The sequence below is a fragment of the Paraburkholderia sp. WS6 genome (assembly GCF_030464835.1).
Taxonomy (GTDB): Bacteria; Pseudomonadota; Gammaproteobacteria; order Burkholderiales; family Burkholderiaceae; genus Paraburkholderia; species Paraburkholderia madseniana.
In genome coordinates, this window is sequence record NZ_JALQCK010000045.1 from 65430 (window position 1) to 84128 (window position 18699).

Below are 18699 nucleotides of genomic sequence, written 5' to 3' on the forward strand. Positions count from 1 at the left end.
GGTCGTGTGGCTGTCTGGAAACGAAAAGGGCGGGTGCCCGCGATTCTAGCGCGAACCCCCGCCCTGGCGCTTATCGCGCTTTTAAGTCGCAATCCCCGCTCAGTGTCTGCGCCGTATCCCGTTCAGCGCCCCAATCAGCGAATCGCGTTGAGCACCGCCTGGGCGCCGCGGCCGATGGCCAGCAAGGCGTCGTCGACGTGCGGTGCGCCTGCCAGCATCAGGCCGACGGGCGCGTCGCCGCGCAGATGGCAAGGCAGCGACAGCGCGCAGGCGTCGAGGAAGTTGAACACGCTGGGGTTGCGCAGGATCAGCGCGTTGGTGCGGCCAAATGCTTCATCGTCGTCGATCAGATCGGCCACGCGCGGCGGCACCACCGGCACGGTCGGTGCGACCACCGCGTCGAAACGCTGCCACAGCGTGCGTGCGGCTTCGTCGAGCATGGCCTGGCGCTCGGCGAGCAGGTCCAGATAGTCGACGGCGCTGGCCGGCTGGCCTTTCAGGATGCGTACCAGCACGCGCGGATCATATTGATCGCGGTGCTTTTCCAGCAGCGGACGGTGCCATGCATACGCTTCGATCGGCGAAAAGCCGAAGCGGTTGATCTCGGGCAGACGGTCGAGCGGTGCAAAGCGCACTTCCGTGACGATCGCGCCGGCCGCTTCCAGATGTTTGAGCGCCGTGTCGATCGCGGCGGCGACCGCCGGTTCGACGCCGTCGGTCACGAAATTGGTCAATACGCCAAGGCGCACGCCTTCGAGCGGCCGGGCCGCCGGAATGCGCGGCTCGAGCCCCGCCAGCATACGGTCGACCAGCGCACAGCACGCTACCGAGACGCCGATCGGCCCGAACGAGTCGAGCGTCGGAGAGAGCGGCACGCCGCCTTGCTTCGGAATGCGATCGGCGGTCGGCTTGAAGCCGGTCAGGCCGCATAGCGCCGCCGGGATGCGGATCGAGCCGCCGGTATCGGTGCTGAGCGCAATGGCCGCCATGCCGTCCGCGACCGACGCCGCCGCACCCGACGACGAACCGCCCGAAATCCGCTCGTCACCCTTCACACCGCGTTGATACGGCGACAGCGGATGGCCGTAGTGCGGGTTCAGGCCGAGTCCGGAAAACGCGAACTCGCTCATATTGGTGCGCCCGACGATCACCGCGCCCGCCCGTTTCAGACGCGCGACCGCGACCGCGTCCGCTTTGGCGGCGGGCGCGTCGGCCAGCACCACGGAACCGGCGCGGGTCGGCTGGCCTTCGATATCGAACAGATCTTTGACCGACACCGGAATCCCGGCGAGCGGCGAGAGGACGGTGCCGGCGGCGCGCAGGCGGTCGTGCGCATCGGCCGCGGCGCGGGCGCTGTCGGCGTCCACGTGCATGAAAGCGACCGCACCCTGGCCGGCCGGATCGGCGATCCGTTCGAGCGCGGTTTCAACGAGCGCGCGGCTGGTGGTGCGGCCGGCGGCGAGGTCGGCGGCAAGCTGGGCGAGCGGCGGGAAGGGCGTGAATTCGGTGGCCATGATGTCGGGAGAATCCGGTTGAACCGGGTGAAGCCGGTTGAGGTGGATGGGAAGCGGTCGAGAGATTCGGTCGGTGGGAAGCGGTCGATCAGATGCGGTTGAAAAGCGTCGCGCGGAACGCTTCGATATGCTTTTGCACCGATTGGCGGGCGCCTTCGGCATCGCGTTCGCGCAGCAGGCGAAACAGTTCCAGATGTTCTTCGTGGACGTCTTCGAGATGATGCGGCTCGGACAGCGAAATGAACCAGAAGCGCAGTGAGCGTTCGTGCAGCCCACGCAGGATGTCGGCCAGCACCGGGTTGCGCGACGCCGCCGAAATCGCCAGATGAAACTCGCGGTCGATATCCATCATGCCTTCGATATCGTGCGCCGCGACGCACACCGACGAGCGGTCCAACAAGGCCTGCATCGCGTCGAAATCGTGTTGCTGCGCATGGCGCGCGGCCAGCTCGACGCAGTAGCTTTCGTTGACGAGCCGCACGTCGATGATCGCCAGCACATCGTCGAGCGAAACCGGGCGGACCATGATGCCCTTTCTCGGCATGATGGTCAGCATGCCCTCGTGCACCAGCCGGTGCAGCGCCTGATGCACGGGCGTTCTGCCGATGCCGGTCAGCACCATCAATTCCGCTTCGTTGAGTACCTCGCTTGGCCGCAGGCGCATCGTGATGATCTCGCGCTTGACGAAGGCATAGGCCTGTTCGGCGAGGCTGGCCGTGGCGGTCTCGCGGGGGGTACTGGAGCGGCGGGCAGTCTGCAAAAGCGTCATGTGAAGAAGGTGCGGGCGTTGTCGTCCGCATTGTAGAACAAGGTTTTGCGCGGACGGCGCCGGGTGGGCGGTTGCTCACCCGGCGCCGTTTGCGCATGACGCGTGGTTCTCACACGTCACAGCAATCACGGCAATCACGGCAATCACAACGTGTCAGGCGCTCCTCGGCGTCACCGCCGCTGCGTGCTGCACCTTGACGCGCGGCATCATCAACGTAACCAACCCGCCGACGATCAACGCCCCCGCGATCAGCACCAGCCCGAAGGTCACGCTATGCGTCGCATCTTTGACGATGCCGAGCACATACGGGCTCACATAGCCGGCAAGGTTCGCAATCGAGTTGATCACGGCGATGCCGGCCACGGCTGCGGAGCCTTGCAGGAACGTGGTGGACATCGACCAGAAAATCCCGAAGCCCGCCAGAATGCCGATGTAGGCGATCGACAAACCAGTGACGGCGAGCGGAATCGAATTGGTCACCGAGGCGCTGCCGAGCAGGCCCGCCGCGCCGATGAAGCAGCATACGGCGTAATGCCAGCGCCGTTCGCCTGTGATATCCGACGAGCGGCCGATCAGAATCATGCCGATGCCCGCCGCGAGATAAGGAATCGCGGTGACGAAGCCGTTCGTAACGAGATTCGTGACGCCGAGGTCTTTGACGATCTGTGGCAGCCAGAACGAGAAGCCCGCATTGCCGGTGACGAGGCAGAAGTAGATCAGCGTCAGCAGCCAGAAGCGGCCCGAGCGCAACGCAACGGCCAGACTCTGCTCGGCGCCGGCTGCCGCAGCGGCCGTGTTTTCACGCGAGAGGCGGGTGAGGATCACGCGCTTTTCGTCGTCGGTAAGCCACGCGGCTTCGGCGGGCGTGTTGCGCAACACGGCGAGCGCCCAGAAGCCGGCGAGGATCGACGGAATACCTTCGATCAGGAACATCCACTGCCAGCCGCGCAAGCCGTGCGCTTCATGCAGCGCCGACATCAGAAAGCCCGACAACGGCGCGCCGATGATCCCTGCCACCGGAATCGCCGCCATGAACACGGCGACCATCCGCGCGCGCCGGTCGGACGGAAACCAGAAGGTCAGATACAGCACCACGCCCGGCACCAGTCCGGCCTCGGCGACGCCGAGGAAAAAGCGCAGCACGTAGAACATCGTTTCCGAGCGTACGAACATCATCAGACACGACAGCAGCCCCCACAGCATCGTGATGCGGGCGATGGTGGCGCGCGCGCCGAACTTCTTCAGCAGCAGATTGCTCGGTACCTCGAACACGAAATAGCCGAAGAAGAAGATCCCCGCGCCGAGTCCGTAAGCCGCGTTCGAAAGCCCGAGGTCGCCGGTGAACTGCAGCTTCGCGTACCCGATGTTGACGCGGTCCAGATACGACAGCACGTAGACGAGAAACAGGAACGGCATGATGCGCCAGGTGATCTTGCGCAGGGCGGCGGCTTCGAGCCACGCGTCGGAAGACGCGTCGGCGTTGGCGGATAGCGAAGGGGGATTCATGGGTGCCTCATTCGACGATAGGTAGCGCGTGCACGCGGTAAGCGTGGCGCAGCGTGCGGTTCAGGATGGGGTCGTGCAGTTCGAGTTCGAGCGCGTCGCCGTCGGCCATCCCGACGATGCCGCCTTGTACCGCCAGCGTGCCGCAGAACATCGCGGCGCCATCCGCTACGGGCGCGCGTTCCAGCAGATCGGCGGCCGGCAGCAGCGACGCGACGGTGCCTTGCTGGTAGACGCGCCGCTCGCCGTTCTTTGTCACGGCGAAAGCACGCAATTCGAGCTGATCCCAGTGCCCGGCGACATCGTCGAAACGCCATGCGTCGCGTGCGAGCGGTTTCGGGCAGACCTGTTTGGAGACGGTGACGCCGTAGGCCTCGACTTCGCGGTCAGTATGGTCGGAGCCGACGGTGACGAAGAGCCCCGCCTTCGAGCGCACCAGCACGCACTCGGCTTCACCGCTCGACTTCACACCAACCACGTCGATCTGTTCGGCCTGCGTCAGCAGCTCGGCGCCGAGGCGGTAGAAGCAGGGTGTGGTCGACGGCCGCTTCACGCCGAGTTCCGCCAGTTCGGCGATGTGATGCTCGATCGCCGCCTGATCGCGCCCGGCCCAACCGGCGATCGTCAGTCGATTCACTTCGACGATATCGGCGCGACTGTCGCCGGAACGATTTACGACATTGAAGGACACCTGCATCACCCGACTCCCAAGAAAATATGCGGCAAATATTATTGTGATATTTCACTGGCGTCCAGCGTGTCAAAAAAGTTTCGGGCCTACGGTCCGGTTGCTAGGCCCCTGATCCGGCCAATCCCACGCCCTTTCGACGTTTGCGCGATTCGGCGCGTCGTGCGGGTGCGTTACACTGCGTTTTTGAGACATTACTTTTTGTAAGGGACGCATCAATGCATCATGGCATCGGCTTCATTCAGGATCTGGCGGTCGTGATGGCGCTTGCCGGCGTCGTCACCGTGCTGTTCCATCGCCTGAAGCAGCCGGTGGTGCTGGGCTACATCGCCGCGGGCGTGATCATCGGGCCGTACACGCCGCCGTTCCAACTGATTCACGACGAGCAGACCATCCAGACGCTCGGTGAACTCGGCGTGGTGTTCCTGATGTTTTCGCTCGGACTCGAATTCAGCCTGCGCAAGCTGTTCAAGGTCGGCGCGACGGCGATCGTCGCGGCGCTCTCCGAAATCGTGCTGATGCTTTGGATCGGCTATGAGATCGGCAGCGCGTTCGGCTGGAGTTCGATGGACTCGCTGTTCCTCGGCGCGATTCTCGCGATCTCGTCGACGACCATCATCGTCAAGGCGCTCTCCGAGCTGGGCCTGAAGCGCGAGGGCTTCGCGCAACTGGTGTTCGGGATTCTGATCGTCGAGGATATTCTCGCCATCGCGATGCTGGTGCTGCTCTCCGGCATTGCGCAGACAGGGCAGTTGAGCGCGGGTGTCGCCGTCGTGACGCTCGGCAAGTTGCTGCTCTTCATGACGGTGTCGTTAGTGGTGGGCATTCTGGTCGTGCCGCGCGCGCTGAACTACGTGGCGCGCGCCAAGAGCGACGAAATGCTGCTGGTGTCGGTGCTCGGCTTCTGCTTCGGCTTCTGTCTGCTGGTGGTGAAGCTCGATTACAGCATTGCGCTTGGCGCTTTCCTGATCGGCGCGATCATGGCCGAGTCGCGCCATCTGCATCGGATCGAGCACCTGATCGCGCCACTGCGCGACGCCTTTTCCGCGATCTTCTTCGTGACGATCGGCCTGATGCTGAACCCGGCCGTGCTGGTCGACTATGCCTGGCCGATTGCGGTGATTACGGTGGCGGTGATCGTCGGCAAGATCGTGTCGTGCGGGCTCGGCACTTTTCTCGCGGGCAAGGATGGGCGCACGGCGATGCGGGTCGGCATGACCGTTTCGCAGATCGGCGAGTTCTCGTTCATCATTGCGTCGCTCGGTTTGACCTTGAAGGTGACGAGCGCGTTTCTGTATCCGATCGCGGTGGCCGTCTCCGCTTTGACCACGCTTTTCACGCCTTACCTGATTCGTGCCGCCGATCCGCTGACGCAGCGTCTCGGGCAGGCGATGCCACGCACGCTCGCCAACGTGTTCGGCATGTACGGGCAGTGGCTGCGTAGTTTGAGCACGGGAACCGGCGAGCCGACGCTGTTCAGCATGACGCGGCGGATCATTTTGCAGATCGCCGTCAATCTCGCGCTGGTCGCGGCGATCTTCCTGATCGTGTCGTATAGCGCGCCTTATACCAGCACCTGGCTCGCACACTGGATGGCTTCCGAGCCGATGCAGCGCGTCGTGCTGTGGAGCATCGCGCTGGTGCTGTCGATGCCGTTCCTCGTCGCGGTCTATCGCAAGACCAAGTCGCTTGCGTTGTTGCTCGCCGAGGTGAGCGTGCAGCCGGCGACAGCGGGGCGCTTCACCAGTGCGATTCGTTACGCGATCTCCGATCTGGTGCCGGTGGTCTCGATGGTCGGCGTGTTTCTGCTGGTCGCGGCGCTCTCCAGCAGCATATTGCCGCCGACGGGCCTCCTGACCGTCGTGCTGGTGTGCGCTGCGCTGCTGCTGGCGCTGGTGTGGCGCTGGTGCGTGAAAATCCATGCGGCGATGCAGATCGCTTTACGCGAGACTTTCGAAGAACAGCCGGATCCCTGAGTTGGACGACCTGCGTTACGAACCGCAACAATGTGAGCAATTGTGTGTGGGTTTGCCGGGCTTGCCGCGCTAGCGGATAATCAGGGCATATTCATTCGTTCGCGTGGAAGGGGCCTGTCTGACTGTCATGAGCGAAAACAAACCTGAAAACACCGGTAAGCCCGGCAGCCCATCGTCGCCTTCGGCGACGCCAGCGTCCTCAACGCCCTTAAGGCCTTCCACGTCGTCCGGCGCAACTCCCGGCGCGTCGAAACCCGACGTTTTGCCGCCTGAGCCGGCGGCCTCGTTACCGCTTTCCCACGAAGATTCCATCCAGTCCCCGATCAAGGACGTGGTCGCGCCGTCGGCTGCATTGCCGGCTGCCGGGGAGGCCGCGGCGAGATCGTCGACCGACGACGCTGACAGCGCATCCACTGTCACCCCCACCGATGCGCAGACGGCGCGGCAACGCGACGCGGCTGAAGCACGCAGTTCAGCGGCTGCGTCGACCGCACAGCAGGAGGCCGAGGTTCACGAGCGGGCGGCACGCAAGGCGGGACAGGCCTACAAGAGTCCAGCCACACCTCCTGGCACGCTCGAGAGCAGCGAACCGCTCACCGGCGAATTGAGCGCTCCGGCCGACGAAGCTGCCCTCACCGGAAACGAGGAAAAAGCGCAAGAAGCGGCCGCTGCCGCCCGCCGGGCCGGCTCGCCGCCGCCGGGTTTCGGCGCCGCGCCTGACTTCACCGCAACGAACCCGCCGCCGCCGAATGCGTTGCCGCCGTCGCCGCCGCGCTATCTTAGGCAAAGCGATTCGGCGTGGACCGTGTTCGGCCGCATCATCGCGGCGCGCGCGCGTCAGTTGTTCGATCGCGCCGGCCAACGGATCACGCAGCGCACGCTGCGCATCGGCGTGTCGGCGCGCATCTTTCACCCGGAGCCGGGTGCGAAGGGGCTGCGGGGCAAGACGCTGCAATACCTCGAGGAATCGATTGCGCACTGGGTGATGTCGCGCGACGTGCTGGTGTTCATGATTCCGACGGTTGGCCATCAGGGCATGCTGCACCCGAGCAATATCCGTTTGCGCGACTACGCGAAGCATCTCGACGGTCTGCTGCTGCAAGGCGGCGCGGACGTCTCGCCGCAATCGTACGCGGAACAGGCGACGAGCCCCGAGTGGCCGGGCGACCGCGTGCGCGACATGTACGAACTTGAACTGCTGCATGAGTTCATCGAGTCGGGCAAGCCGGTGCTCGGCGTGTGCCGCGGTTGCCAGTTGATCAACGTGGCGTTCGGCGGCACCTTGTACCAGGATATCGCCACCGAAGTGCCGACCGCCGGCACGCACGTCAACGAGCACTACGATCAGCATCGGCACGGCATTCACTTCCCGGACGGCTCGACGCTGGCCAATATGTTTCCGGGCCGGCGCGAGGCAATCGTCAACTCGATTCACCATCAGGCGGTCAAAACCATCGGCCGCGATCTGAATATCGAGGCGGTGTCGGCGTCGGACGGCATCATCGAGGCAGTGCGCTATCGGCGTGCGCCGTTTGTGATGGGTGTGCAGTGGCACCCGGAGTTTCATCGCGCGGGCGGTCCGGAGCTGCTCGATTGCACGCCGTTGCTCGACACCTTCCTGCGAGTGGCGCGCGAAACGCGGTTTTAAGGCCACACCTTTAAGCCGCGCTTTCGAGTTTCGAGTCTGGTCTTTCAAGCCCGATTGTCACGGGCCGCCGCCATGTTTGGCGGCGGCGCCCCGTGAGGTTGTTTTCCCACTGCGGCTTTCCGTTCGTCTTCGCTCCGCTATCAGGGCCTTAACGGGTTATGCGGGTGATGCGCCGGTCATCGTCGGTGGCTTATCAAGCTGCTGCCTATCTCCATATTGCAGCTCTGCTTGATGTTGGATTCGCGCGAACGCCATGCAGATTGGGAAACGTCCGCATGAGTCATGCGCGAGTCAAATTGTTGCGTTTTCGTCTTATCTGAAATCTTTTATTTCGCGACGGCTACGTCCATCCGGCCGAATCATTCGCTATCGATTTATCTCGATTTAAAGTCCGTCAGCGCGACGCTTGAGTGCTTCGCTTAACGACTAATCCGCGCGATAATCCAAGGCTGTTTTGGATTCGCATGGAGCATGCACGTATGAAGTACCCCTTAATTGTACGGCGCGCCATGTTGCTCGCGGCCTCGTGTGCGCTGTTGCAGCATGGTGGTTTCGTACTGGCGGCGCAAAGCGGCGAGACCGCGCCTCTGGTCGGCACGCGGCCGGCCATCAATACGCTCACGCCGCAACCGGTCGCCGCCGCACTGCGTAGTGCGGCATCAACCACGCCGCCGGCTACTGCCGGTGACGCGCAAGGCAACGTCGCCGAACTGATGCAGATGATTCACGACGCCAGGCTGAGCGAACTGCGCACCACATATAACGGTAGTTACGGCGCGAGTCTGTTTTTCTATCCGCAAGAAATGACGTACTACGTCGCGCTTTTTCAAGACAAGCATTTCTGGCGCGTGATCAAGTCGGAGGACATAGGCCGTGCCGAAGCGGTCTATGCAGGTTTCGTTCAGCAGACGGCGCAACTCGCGGACGTCGAGATTCGCCGCACGCAGTTGCAGGCGCAGAAAGCGTATATCGAAGACATCATCGCATTGTCGGAAGATCGCGCTAAGCGCTTGCAGGCCGACCTCGACGTCGCGCGTACGCAGCAGGCCAAGGTCAACGACTATCAGCGGCAGACGCAAGGCGAGGCGGTTGCGCTGCACGCGGAAAAGGAAAAGGCGCAGGCGCAATTGCGTCAGGTGCAGGGTGAAGTGATGCAGTTGCAGCGGCAGACCGAGTTCGGATTGCCAACGCAGAAGTAGGCGGACGAGCGTAAAAAAACCAGGCCATTCATGGCCGGGCTTGGTCTGCTGATCAACCCCACGCTTTTCGGAGCGTGGGGTTTTGTTTATTTGCGGCCCGTTTTTGCAATCACGACGCGCTTACTTCGCGAATTCATCGGGAACCTCGGTCACGCGACGTTGCGATACGTGATTGATCCATTCTGTCCCACCGGTTTCAGGCGGATTGATCGTCGAAGCAGGGCGCGATGGCGGCGCAATATCGCGCAGGTATGTGCGAGCTGACAGGGTCATTGATGCGTATTCGTCGGTGCCGAGTTGCGAAGGCGCGAGTAGCGAGTAGGCTCCCGCCGACGAGGGTTTCGGTGAAGTTCGTCGTGGATTCGCCGACAGTGGAATCTGCGGCACTTCGTAGTTCGTCGGCGAGATGCGTGACACCTGCGCTAGCGACTGCATCGCGATGGTGGTCTGCGAACTGCGGCCGCTTCTTTCATACTGGTTCGGGGCGCTTTCGCGTAGCTTATCCCGGCGACGCGATAGGTTTTGACCGGCTATAGCGCGCGCCGGTGTTGCCGTGACGGGCGTGACGATTTCCGTCGCGGCGCTCGGCGCAATCACCGCTGGACGAGTATCAGCAACTGCGTAGGGTGTAACAGCAGCATCAGGCGAGTGACGATTCGCCGACTGCGCCTCCTGGCGGATCGGGACCTTGCCCGCCGGTTTGACATCGCTAATCGTGTGACGCTGCGCCAGATGACCGAACCCAATCCAGGCAAGCATCGCGGCGCCGCCGAGTGCGCAGGCGCCGCCCGCTAGCGCACGCCAATGCAACGACCCGCCGCGCGGCGAGGCCGGAACCGGCGAGAAAGGTACGGCTTCGGCGGACGTTCGCAAAGATTCGTCGGCCGGTGTGTCGAACACGGTTGTTGAACTGGCAGGCGAGGTGAAGCCTGAGGACGCAGCCGGCGGCAAGCGCCACGATTCCCACTGGCAGAGCGCGCGGATGGTGTCCGCATCCAGACAAAAGGTACGTAAGACGGCCGCATAGAGCGCCTTGAGTTCCGCACGCAAACTGTGTCCTGGCGGCAGCAGCGCCCAGTCGCGGCCGATGGCGGGGGCAGCAGGCGGCCCAGGGGCGACAGGCTCGGCAGCGCCATGGAGCCTTCGATGAGGGTGAGGGGGATAGTGGTCGACATCGGTTTCTTCGCAGCGCCTCGTAAAAGGGCCGCGGCTGGCGGCTCAGGGGGCTCTGGCTTCGGAGCGATGCGTATGAAAACGCTGTACACAACGCCATATGGAAACGCCGTACTCAGGTCGAGCACGCCGCCGCATGAGCGGTTACTGTGAAGCCATCGGGATGCGGAAGATGATGCCAGGAAGTGGCTGAACTAACGATCGGATTGTTCCGAAAAAGACGCGCCGGTCCGTCCTGAGTCGGACGAGTTCTGGACGATGATCAAACCGGGCACGCCAGTCTCATCGATCCAGCCGGTACACGTAGCGCAACGCAGTAATATCCACGCCGCCCATGTGATCCGGTTCGGCGCCGACGAACTGCCAGCCTTGCCTTTCATAAAAGCCGATCGCCGGTGTGTTGCCTTCGAGCACGTAGAGATACAACTGCGTCTCGCCTTGCGCGCGCGCCCAGTCTTCGGCAGCACGCATCAACAGCTTGCCTGCGCCGATGCCCTGGTGCGCAGGCAGTGCATGCAGGTTGTCGAGCAGGACACCCCACGCGGACTCCGGCTGTCGTTCGACGCAGACGAAACCGATCGGCTCGCCCGCGAGTTCGGCGATCAGAACGATGCGGCGCTCGCCGCCTGGTGCGCGCAAGCGCGCTTCCCAATAGGCGGCGCGCTCCTGCGTCACCTCGCCGTCGAGGAACGCGTCCGGCAGCAGGCCGCGATAGGTGGCCTGCCAACTGGCGCTATGGATCGAAGCGATCAGCGCCGCATCCGCGAGGGTCGCAGGCCGCAGTGAAAGTGCGTGGGAGGTTTGCATCGGGATGGTGGTCAACGGGAATGGCCTGTCTGCGAAAAGTCTACCGCAAGGGTGAGCAGATGTTGTCTGTAATGAAACTGTATGGAATACGCGACAGCGCCAGGAACGGTAACATTACGTGCTGCGGGTTCCGGGTATTTCACAACGTTTACCCTGATACCGTGCAAATGTGTTCAGTATGAAAATGCAGCGCCCCCGGCGCGTTCTAATAATTGAGTTGCCCGCGGCATCCGCTTGCCGAACGCAGTGGATCGTTTCAACTGCCTGAGCGCCGCCCGTCTGCGTGGCGACAGGTTTATCAGAGAATGTCATGTCTACTGCGTCACACGCCGCTTCCTCATCCGAAGAATCCAAGTTCAAGACAGTTTTCCGCGTGGTTAGCGGCAACTTTCTTGAGATGTACGACTTCATGGTCTACGGCTATTACGCGTCCGCGATTGCCAAGACCTATTTCCCGAGCGGTAACGAATTCGCCTCGCTGATGCTGTCGCTGTCGGTATTCGGTGCGGGCTTCCTGATGCGGCCGCTTGGCGCAATCGTGCTGGGTGCTTACATCGACCATCACGGCCGGCGCAAAGGCCTGATCCTTACTCTCGGCCTGATGGCGCTCGGCACCCTCACGGTCGCGTCGATACCAGGCTACGCGACCATCGGCGTGCTCGCACCCGTGCTAGTGCTGGGCGGCCGGCTGCTGCAAGGCTTCTCCGCCGGGGTCGAACTGGGCGGCGTGTCGGTCTATCTGTCGGAGATCGCCACCAAGGGCAACAAGGGCTTCTATTGCGCGTGGCAGTCCGGCAGCCAGCAGGTTGCCGTGGTGTTCGCCGCACTGATCGGCGTGTTCCTGAACAAGTGGTTGCCGGCAGACCAGATGACCGCCTGGGGCTGGCGCGTGCCGTTCCTGATCGGTTGCCTGATCGTGCCGTTCCTGTTCCTGATCCGCCGTTCGTTGCAGGAAACCGAGGAATTCAAGGCGCGCAAGCATCGTCCGAGCATGGGCGAGATCATGAAGACGATGGCCGCCAACTGGGGCATCGTGCTGGGCGGTATGGGCATGGTCATCATGACCACCGTGTCGTTCTACATGATCACGGCCTACACGCCGACCTTCGGCAAGGAAGTGCTGAAGCTGTCGTCGATCGATACGCTCGTCGTCACCGTCTGTATCGGTTTGTCGAACCTGATCTGGCTGCCGCTCGCGGGCGCGTTGTCGGACCGCATCGGCCGCCGTCCGGTGCTGATTGCCTTCACTATCCTGACGATCATCACCGCATACCCGGCCCTGCAATGGCTGGTCGCTGAGCCGTCGTTCGCTCGCCTTCTGGCGGTCGAGCTGTGGTTGTCGTTCCTGTACGGCAGCTACAACGGGGCGATGGTGGTGGCGCTGACCGAAGTGATGCCGGTCGAAGTGCGGACCGCCGGCTTCTCGCTGGCCTACAGTCTGGCTACGACGATTGGCGGCTTCACGCCGGCCATTTCCACGTTGCTGATTCACACCACTGGCAACAAGGCAGCGCCTGGACTGTTCCTGGGCGTGGCGGCGATTTGCGGGTTGATCGCGACGCTGGTGCTGTATCGCACGCCGGAATCGCGCAATCAGTATCGAGCGGCTTAAGCGTCGCCGTTCATCCGGACAAACAAAAACCCCGCGCTTCACACGAGCGCGGGGTTTTTTCTTGAGCGTTGCGTCTGCGACCGATTTCGGTGAGTTCGGCTCAGTTAGCCGCGGCGCAATTCGTGAGCCACTGCCTCCACCACATCGCCCCACGCGCCGGGTTGTGGCTGGCGCAGCAGCGTTGCGCCCGGATACCACGGACTGCGCGTCTCGCCGACGAACCAGCGCCAATCCGCGGCGAACGGCAGCATCAGCCATAGCGGCTTTTTCAGTGCGCCGGCGAGGTGAGCGATCGATGTATCGATCGACACGACTGCGTCGAGCCGCTCGATGATCGCCGCAGTATCCGCAAAATCGCCGATCCGCTTATCGAAACGATGAATCGACGCCGCACGCGGATGCGCGTCGAGCGCCGCGTGTTCCTCGGCGCCCAGTTCAGGTTGCAGCACGATCCAGTCGATCCCTTCGAGCGCGAACAGCGGAGCGAGCGCGGCGAGCGGCATCGAACGGGTTTCGTTCTGCTGGATGCGTCCTGACCACGCGATACCGATCTTGCGCTTCGCGTGACCGCCGAGCGAGCCGCGCCATTTGCGGCCGTAAGCCGGAGGTACGCTGAGGTAGGGCGTGCGGTCGGGGATCGTGTCGTAGGTAGTGCCGAGCGCGAGCGGCAAGCTCAGCAGCGGGCATTGCAGATCCGCCGCTGGACGCGGTGTGCCCTGGGCGATCAGCGTGACGCGCCACACTTGCGCGGCCGGTGCAAGCAGCGGCAGCAGTTGCGGCTGCACTTCGAGCACAACGCGCGCGGCACGCTGCGCGGCCAGTGGCACGAAGCGGACGAATTGCAGCGTATCGCCGAAACCCTGCTCGGCATGAACGAGAAGCGTGCGTTGTTCGATCGGCTCGCCATGCCAGCGCGGCAACGTCTGAATGACCGGTTGCGCGGTGATTTGCAGCCGCCATTCGTATTCCGGCAGCCCGCGCGTGAAATCGCGCAACGCGAGCCAGGCAAGCGCGCGGTTCATGTGCGCGGACGCTAGATCGGGGCGCAAGCGCAGCGCCTGATCGAAGGCACGCACTGCCGCGGCATGCGCGCCCAGTGCCTGGTGTGCAGTGCCGAGACTCAGCCATGCGAGCGCGAACTGCGGATCGAGACCCACCGCGCGCTCGAGATACGGCAGCGCTTGCGCATGGCGTCCCAGCGCCGCGAGCGCGTTGCCGAGCCCGAAGATGGTGGGCGGCAGGTTCGGCTGCAAGGCGAGCGCCGCCTGGAAAGAGGCGACCGCTTCTGCGTGGCGGCCGGTGGCGTCGAGCGTATTGGCGAGATTGAAGTGTGCGGCGACGAAACGCGGTTCGGCTGCCAGTGCCGCCTGGAAGCGCGGGATCGCCTCGTTCGCGCGATCAAGCGCGTTCAGCGACATGCCCATGTTGTTGAGCGCACCCGCATGCCCAGGGCGCAGTTCGAGCGCGCGCTGGAACGACGCGATCGCCTCCGTATGCCGGCCGAGCGCGTGCAATGCATTGCCCAGATTGTTATGCGACGAGGCGTCGTTCGGTTGCAGGCGCAGCGACTTCTCGAAGGCGTCGGCGGCGTCTTCGTGGCGGCCCACCGACGCGTACGCATTGCCCAGGTTGTAGTGCGCCATCGGGAAAGACGGCGCAAGCGTAAGCGCGTTGCGGAACTGTTCGATGGCGTCGTCGATCTGGCCGAGCGCCTTCAGCGCATTGCCGAGGTTCAACTGCAGCGCGGCGTCTTCCGGGCGCAGGTTCACCGCGCGCCGTACGAGCTCGGCGGCTTCGGCGTGCTGGCCCTGCTGGTGGCGCAGGACGCCCAGCAGGTGCAACGCATCGACGTGCACGGGGTTGCCCTCGAGCGTCGCGCGGTAGCCGCGTTCGGCGTCATCGAGGCGGCCGTCACGATGCGCCGCGAAAGCGCGGTCAAATACTTGTTGCATGACGGAGGGATGGCATTCGGGTGAGGCAGAGGCCGCATTTTCCCACACTCGCCGGGCCGCCCTCCAATTTGACCTGTTGTCTTGATATCTATAACATATGAATACCTGTTCATATGTATGTCAATGATGCCGCTTGCCATGGCTTCCGCTATCTCGCCTGTCAGTTTCGACGACCGCCCTGTGGAGACAATCGTGCCGCTAGCCGATCTGTTTCGCCTGCTTGGCGATCCGACGCGTTTGCGTATCGTGCTCGCCTGCGTCGACGAGCGGCGCGCGGTTGGCGCGATCGCGGAGGGGCTGGGCCTGTCGCCGTCGCTGGTGAGCCACCATTTGCGGCTGCTGCGCGCGGCTCGGATCGTGCGCGCGGAGCGGCAGGGCAAGCAGGTGTTCTATCTTGCCGCCGACCGCCACATCAGCGCGATGCTGGCCGGCATGCTCGAGCATGTCGCTGAGCCCGCCGGCGAATTTTCTTTGGACCCGTCATGAAGAAAATCACCGCCCCGAACCGGGCCGCCGAAGAGCGCGAGGACGACCACGCGCCGGTGTGGCTCGAGGGGGAATTCGATGGCATCGATGGGGAAGATGCGCAGGGCGGGGGGCAGGAAGGCGATGCTCGCGATCAGGGCGAGCTTCGGCACGGCGCGGTTCGTCCTGAGGTCGACGATGCAGGTGGGAGCGGCACGCAGGGGCACGAAGCGCATGAGCGCGAGGCGAGCACGCACGGTATGCCTGAGCAGAGCGCGCATGATCACGGCGCGGACCACAGCCGCAGCGCCGACAGTCATAGCGGCCACGTCGACCACAACCACGGCAGTCACGCCGACCATAGTCACAGCGACCACAACCACGGCAGCCACGCTGGCCGCAGCCACGGCGCCCACAGCCACGCCCACGCACCCGCCCCAGGCCACGGCCGTGCCTTCGCGCTCGCCGTCGGGCTGAACGTAGCGATCGTGCTGGTTCAAGCCGTTTACGGCGTGATCGCGCATTCCACCGCGCTGCTCGCCGACGCCGGCCACAATCTCTCCGACGTGCTCGGCCTGCTGCTCGCCTGGGGCGCAACGTGGCTCGCCGCGCGTCGTCCGTCGGCGCGCTATACCTTCGGCTACGGTAGTTCGTCGATCCTGGCGTCGCTCGCCAACGCCGGGCTGCTGCTGTTCGCGTGTGGTGTGATCGTCGCCGAGGCAATCGGGCGCCTGATGAATCCGGCACCCGTCGCGGGACTGGTGGTGTTCGTCGTCGCGGCGGTCGGCGTGGTCGTGAACGGCTTCTCGGCGTGGCTCTTCATGCGCGGCCAGAAGGAAGATCTGAACATTCGCGGCGCGTTCCTGCATATGGCCGCGGACGCCGCCATCTCGGCCGCGGTCGCGATCAGCGGTCTCGTGATTCTCTATACCAACTGGACGTGGCTCGATCCGGTGATGAGCCTGTTCGTGGTCGCGGTGGTGGTGGTTGGCACGTGGGGTCTGCTGCGCGATTCGGTGCGCATGGCGCTCGACGCCGTGCCGCCCGGCGTCAGTCTGCAGGATATCCGCGACTATCTCGCCGAACAGCCCGGCGTCACCGACGTGCACGACCTGCACGTCTGGGCGCTGTCGACCACCGGCAATGCGCTCAGCGCGCATCTGGTGATGCCGGCAGGCCATCCCGGCGACGAGTCGATCGACGCCATCGTCGTCACACTGCGCGAACGTTTTTCGATGCAGCACGCCACGCTGCAAGTCGATCTCGGCACCACCGAGCATCGATGCGCGATGGATCATCCCCACGATTGATGCAGCGCACCGTTGAGCGGGTTATCGGCGGCGTACACTAGAACGATCTGTTGTCTCCGGAGTCCCGCATGGACGCTGCCGCACACGATGCGTCGCCGGTGCTGATCGTTGGGGCGGGTCCGACCGGGCTCGCCGCGGCAATGAGTCTGGCGCGTGCCCACATCCCCGTGCGTCTGATCGACAAAGCGCTGCAACCGAACCCGTATTCACGGGCCATCGGCATTCAGGCGCGCACGCTCGAACTGTTTGAACAGCACCGCCTGATCGAGCCGTTTCTCGAACTCGGTCATCGCGCGCGCATCGCCAATCTTTTTTCCAATGGCATGCGTCTCGCGCGCCTCGATTTCGATCCGTTGCGCACGCGCTATCCCTATCTGCTGTTTCTCGATCAATCCGTAACCGAACGTTTGCTGACGGAGCATCTCGCGACGCTCGGCGTGACCGTCGAACGCGGCGTTGAACTGATGATGTTCGTGCAGGGTTCCGCCAGCATTCAGGTGACGCTGCGTCGCGCGGACGGCCATACCGAGACCCTGCGCCCGTCGTACGTCATCGCGGCTGACGGCGCGCATAGCACGATCCGCCACCGGCTCGGTTTGAGCTTTGCGGGCAGCGCCTTCGAGCAGACGTTCCTGCTGGCCGATGTGCATGCCGAAACCGATTGGCCCGAGGACGAATTCCATATCTTCGCGTCGGGCGAGGGTCTCGTCGCACTGTTTCCGATGGGTCATGGCCGTCACCGTCTGATTGCGGACCATCCGGTCGAACCGACCACGGTCCCGGCGCCGGTCACGCCCGCTGTGCTCGGCGAGCCGCCACTCAATCACGTCTCGCCGCCGTCGCTCGCCGAATGCAAGGCGCTGATTACCCGGCGCGTGCGGGAACGTGTCGACGTGTCGGACCTGGCATGGTCGTCGTATTTCCATCTGAACAGCAGAATGGTGGAACGGCTGCGCGTCGGCCGCATCTTCCTCGCCGGGGACGCGGCTCACGTACACAGCCCGGCCGGCGCGCAAGGGATGAACACGGGCATTCAGGAAGCGTTCAATCTGGGCTGGAAGATCGCGCGCGTTCTGAAAGGCGCGGCGCCTGACCGTCTGCTCGACACGTATCACAGTGAACGGCATCCGATCGAACGCGACGTGCTGCGGCAAACGGGCTTCATCACGCATATGGCCGAGGCCGATCATGGACCGCTGAAGCTGCTGCGCGAGCGCGTGATGCCGGTGCTGGCCGCGCTCGGTCCGCTGCGCGATGCGGCGCGTATGACGATCAGCGAGTTGTCGGTCCAGTATCGGCGCAGTCCGCTGACGCTCGAACGCCTGCTCGACGGCGGCCCGCGTGCCGGCGAGCGCGCGCCGGATGCGCTGGTGCACGTAGTGGATGGGCCGCTTGGCCGCGCGCCGGGCGTCGGTTGCATTTTCGATCTGCACGATCCGGCGTTCTTCTCGTTGTTCCTGCTGGTCCCGCCGCTGGCCGTCGACGACACGCCGCTCGATCCGGCCGCGAAGCACGCACCGCCGCCGGACCCGGAACTGGAGCGGCTGGCTGCGGAAGTCGAGAGATTGTTGCCGGGCGCGGTGCGCATCTGGCGCGTGACCGATACGAGCGGCGAGGGCGGCCCGGCGCTGTCCGAATCGTATGGACGCACACGGCCGTCGTTCTATCTGGTGCGGCCGGACGGCTACATCAGCGCGCGCGGACGCACGGGGTCCGACCTGCACGGCTTGCTGCGCCACTGCGAAGCGTGGTTCGCAGTGGGTGGCGTGATACCGGAGCAGACGGCGCTGTGAGGAGGCGCTGACACGAACGCGCCTCGCGCGCGTCGTATCCGCTGGCTGACCGGCCTTCGCTTACACCGCAGCCGCAGCCGCCGGCGTCAACCCGTCACGATGCTTGACGAGCGCTTCCCTGACGATGCCCGACATTTCGATACCGCTTGCATCCGGCTCATCGAGCGCCGCCAGTAAAGCGCGCCGCATGCGCGGCTCCCAGAAGCGGCGGATATGATCGGCGATGCCGGCGAGCGCTTCCTCACGGTCCGGCATCGAATCGAAAAAGTCGCCGATCCGGTTCGCCATGT

General features: G+C 64.1%; 15 protein-coding genes. 7 read left to right on the plus strand and 8 right to left on the minus strand.

Features of this window, described 5'->3' with window-relative positions:
* Positions 1-134 precede the first annotated feature (134 nt).
* From M0D64_RS36615 to M0D64_RS36630, 4 genes are all read right to left on the minus strand, one after another.
* Positions 135-1514: an amidase gene (locus tag M0D64_RS36615; protein ID WP_266261305.1), complete on the minus strand. Its 1380-nt coding sequence runs from the start codon at positions 1512-1514 to the stop codon at positions 135-137.
* An 88-nt stretch (positions 1515-1602) separates the two neighbouring features.
* Entirely contained in the window at positions 1603-2283 is a 681-nt protein-coding gene (locus M0D64_RS36620) for a GntR family transcriptional regulator (protein WP_266261306.1), read from the minus strand.
* 153 nt (positions 2284-2436) lie between these two features.
* The gene (locus tag M0D64_RS36625) at positions 2437-3789 is read right to left on the minus strand and encodes an MFS transporter (protein ID WP_154559963.1); all 1353 of its coding nucleotides are present in this window, start codon (positions 3787-3789) and stop codon (positions 2437-2439) included.
* Between the two features lie 7 nt (positions 3790-3796).
* Positions 3797-4483: a DUF2848 domain-containing protein gene (locus M0D64_RS36630; RefSeq protein ID WP_154559964.1), complete on the minus strand. Its 687-nt coding sequence runs from the start codon at positions 4481-4483 to the stop codon at positions 3797-3799.
* A gap of 209 nt (positions 4484-4692) precedes the next feature.
* Here M0D64_RS36630 and M0D64_RS36635 point away from each other — a divergent pair, with 209 nt between their 5' ends.
* The 3 genes from M0D64_RS36635 (at position 4693) to M0D64_RS36645 (ending at position 9297) form a co-directional block, all read left to right on the plus strand.
* Positions 4693-6450, plus strand: coding sequence for a cation:proton antiporter (locus M0D64_RS36635; RefSeq protein WP_266261307.1), 1758 nt, complete (start codon positions 4693-4695; stop codon positions 6448-6450).
* 127 nt (positions 6451-6577) lie between these two features.
* A complete protein-coding gene (locus tag M0D64_RS36640; RefSeq protein ID WP_266261308.1) occupies positions 6578-8098 on the plus strand; it encodes a gamma-glutamyl-gamma-aminobutyrate hydrolase family protein in 1521 nt (506 codons plus the stop codon).
* 479 nt (positions 8099-8577) lie between these two features.
* Positions 8578-9297 (plus strand): DUF2968 domain-containing protein, encoded by a 720-nt coding sequence (locus tag M0D64_RS36645; protein ID WP_266261309.1) that lies wholly within the window; start codon positions 8578-8580, stop codon positions 9295-9297.
* A gap of 120 nt (positions 9298-9417) precedes the next feature.
* Here the strand turns inward: M0D64_RS36645 and M0D64_RS36650 are convergent, their stop codons facing one another.
* Together M0D64_RS36650 and M0D64_RS36655 are read right to left on the minus strand one after the other, a co-directional pair.
* Positions 9418-10347: a hypothetical protein gene (locus tag M0D64_RS36650; protein ID WP_266261310.1), complete on the minus strand. Its 930-nt coding sequence runs from the start codon at positions 10345-10347 to the stop codon at positions 9418-9420.
* Positions 10348-10752: 405 nt separating this feature from the next.
* Positions 10753-11277 (minus strand): GNAT family N-acetyltransferase, encoded by a 525-nt coding sequence (locus M0D64_RS36655; RefSeq protein WP_154559969.1) that lies wholly within the window; start codon positions 11275-11277, stop codon positions 10753-10755.
* Positions 11278-11587: 310 nt separating this feature from the next.
* On the opposite strand from M0D64_RS36655, the gene M0D64_RS36660 reads away from it, so the two are divergent.
* Positions 11588-12889 (plus strand): MFS transporter, encoded by a 1302-nt coding sequence (locus M0D64_RS36660; RefSeq protein ID WP_154559970.1) that lies wholly within the window; start codon positions 11588-11590, stop codon positions 12887-12889.
* A 104-nt stretch (positions 12890-12993) separates the two neighbouring features.
* On the opposite strand, the gene M0D64_RS36665 is transcribed toward M0D64_RS36660, so the two are convergent.
* Positions 12994-14841 carry a tetratricopeptide repeat protein gene (locus M0D64_RS36665; protein WP_266261311.1) on the minus strand — a complete coding sequence of 616 codons (1848 nt, stop codon included), beginning with the start codon at positions 14839-14841 and terminating at the stop codon, positions 12994-12996.
* A 123-nt stretch (positions 14842-14964) separates the two neighbouring features.
* Here M0D64_RS36665 and M0D64_RS36670 point away from each other — a divergent pair, with 123 nt between their 5' ends.
* From M0D64_RS36670 to M0D64_RS36680, 3 genes are all read left to right on the plus strand, one after another.
* Positions 14965-15327, plus strand: coding sequence for a helix-turn-helix transcriptional regulator (locus M0D64_RS36670; RefSeq protein WP_266261312.1), 363 nt, complete (start codon positions 14965-14967; stop codon positions 15325-15327).
* Positions 15324-16616, plus strand: a complete 1293-nt coding sequence (locus M0D64_RS36675; protein WP_266261313.1) for a cation diffusion facilitator family transporter — start codon at positions 15324-15326, stop codon at positions 16614-16616. Before M0D64_RS36670 ends, M0D64_RS36675 begins: the two co-directional genes overlap by 4 nt.
* A 68-nt stretch (positions 16617-16684) precedes the next feature.
* Positions 16685-18409: an FAD-dependent monooxygenase gene (locus M0D64_RS36680; RefSeq protein ID WP_266261314.1), complete on the plus strand. Its 1725-nt coding sequence runs from the start codon at positions 16685-16687 to the stop codon at positions 18407-18409.
* Positions 18410-18469: 60 nt separating this feature from the next.
* Here M0D64_RS36680 and M0D64_RS36685 read toward each other — a convergent pair whose 3' ends face one another.
* On the minus strand, positions 18470-18697 hold the full coding sequence (locus M0D64_RS36685; protein ID WP_266261315.1) for a formate dehydrogenase subunit delta: 228 nt from the start codon (positions 18695-18697) through the stop codon (positions 18470-18472).
* Positions 18698-18699 lie beyond the last annotated feature (2 nt).

Excerpts from the sequence above, each read along its gene's own strand:
- M0D64_RS36615 (WP_266261305.1), bottom strand. The coding sequence starts at position 1,514 with ATGGCCACCGAATTCACGCCCTTCCCGCCGCTCGCCCAGCTTGCCGCC.
- M0D64_RS36620 (WP_266261306.1), bottom strand. The coding sequence starts at position 2,283 with ATGACGCTTTTGCAGACTGCCCGCCGCTCCAGTACCCCCCGCGAGACC.
- M0D64_RS36625 (WP_154559963.1), bottom strand. The coding sequence starts at position 3,789 with ATGAATCCCCCTTCGCTATCCGCCAACGCCGACGCGTCTTCCGACGCG.
- M0D64_RS36630 (WP_154559964.1), bottom strand. The coding sequence starts at position 4,483 with ATGCAGGTGTCCTTCAATGTCGTAAATCGTTCCGGCGACAGTCGCGCC.
- M0D64_RS36635 (WP_266261307.1), top strand. The coding sequence starts at position 4,693 with ATGCATCATGGCATCGGCTTCATTCAGGATCTGGCGGTCGTGATGGCG.
- M0D64_RS36640 (WP_266261308.1), top strand. The coding sequence starts at position 6,578 with ATGAGCGAAAACAAACCTGAAAACACCGGTAAGCCCGGCAGCCCATCG.
- M0D64_RS36645 (WP_266261309.1), top strand. The coding sequence starts at position 8,578 with ATGAAGTACCCCTTAATTGTACGGCGCGCCATGTTGCTCGCGGCCTCG.
- M0D64_RS36655 (WP_154559969.1), bottom strand. The coding sequence starts at position 11,277 with ATGCAAACCTCCCACGCACTTTCACTGCGGCCTGCGACCCTCGCGGAT.
- M0D64_RS36660 (WP_154559970.1), top strand. The coding sequence starts at position 11,588 with ATGTCTACTGCGTCACACGCCGCTTCCTCATCCGAAGAATCCAAGTTC.
- M0D64_RS36665 (WP_266261311.1), bottom strand. The coding sequence starts at position 14,841 with ATGCAACAAGTATTTGACCGCGCTTTCGCGGCGCATCGTGACGGCCGC.
- M0D64_RS36670 (WP_266261312.1), top strand. The coding sequence starts at position 14,965 with ATGATGCCGCTTGCCATGGCTTCCGCTATCTCGCCTGTCAGTTTCGAC.
- M0D64_RS36675 (WP_266261313.1), top strand. The coding sequence starts at position 15,324 with ATGAAGAAAATCACCGCCCCGAACCGGGCCGCCGAAGAGCGCGAGGAC.
- M0D64_RS36680 (WP_266261314.1), top strand. The coding sequence starts at position 16,685 with ATGGACGCTGCCGCACACGATGCGTCGCCGGTGCTGATCGTTGGGGCG.
- M0D64_RS36685 (WP_266261315.1), bottom strand. The coding sequence starts at position 18,697 with ATGGCGAACCGGATCGGCGACTTTTTCGATTCGATGCCGGACCGTGAG.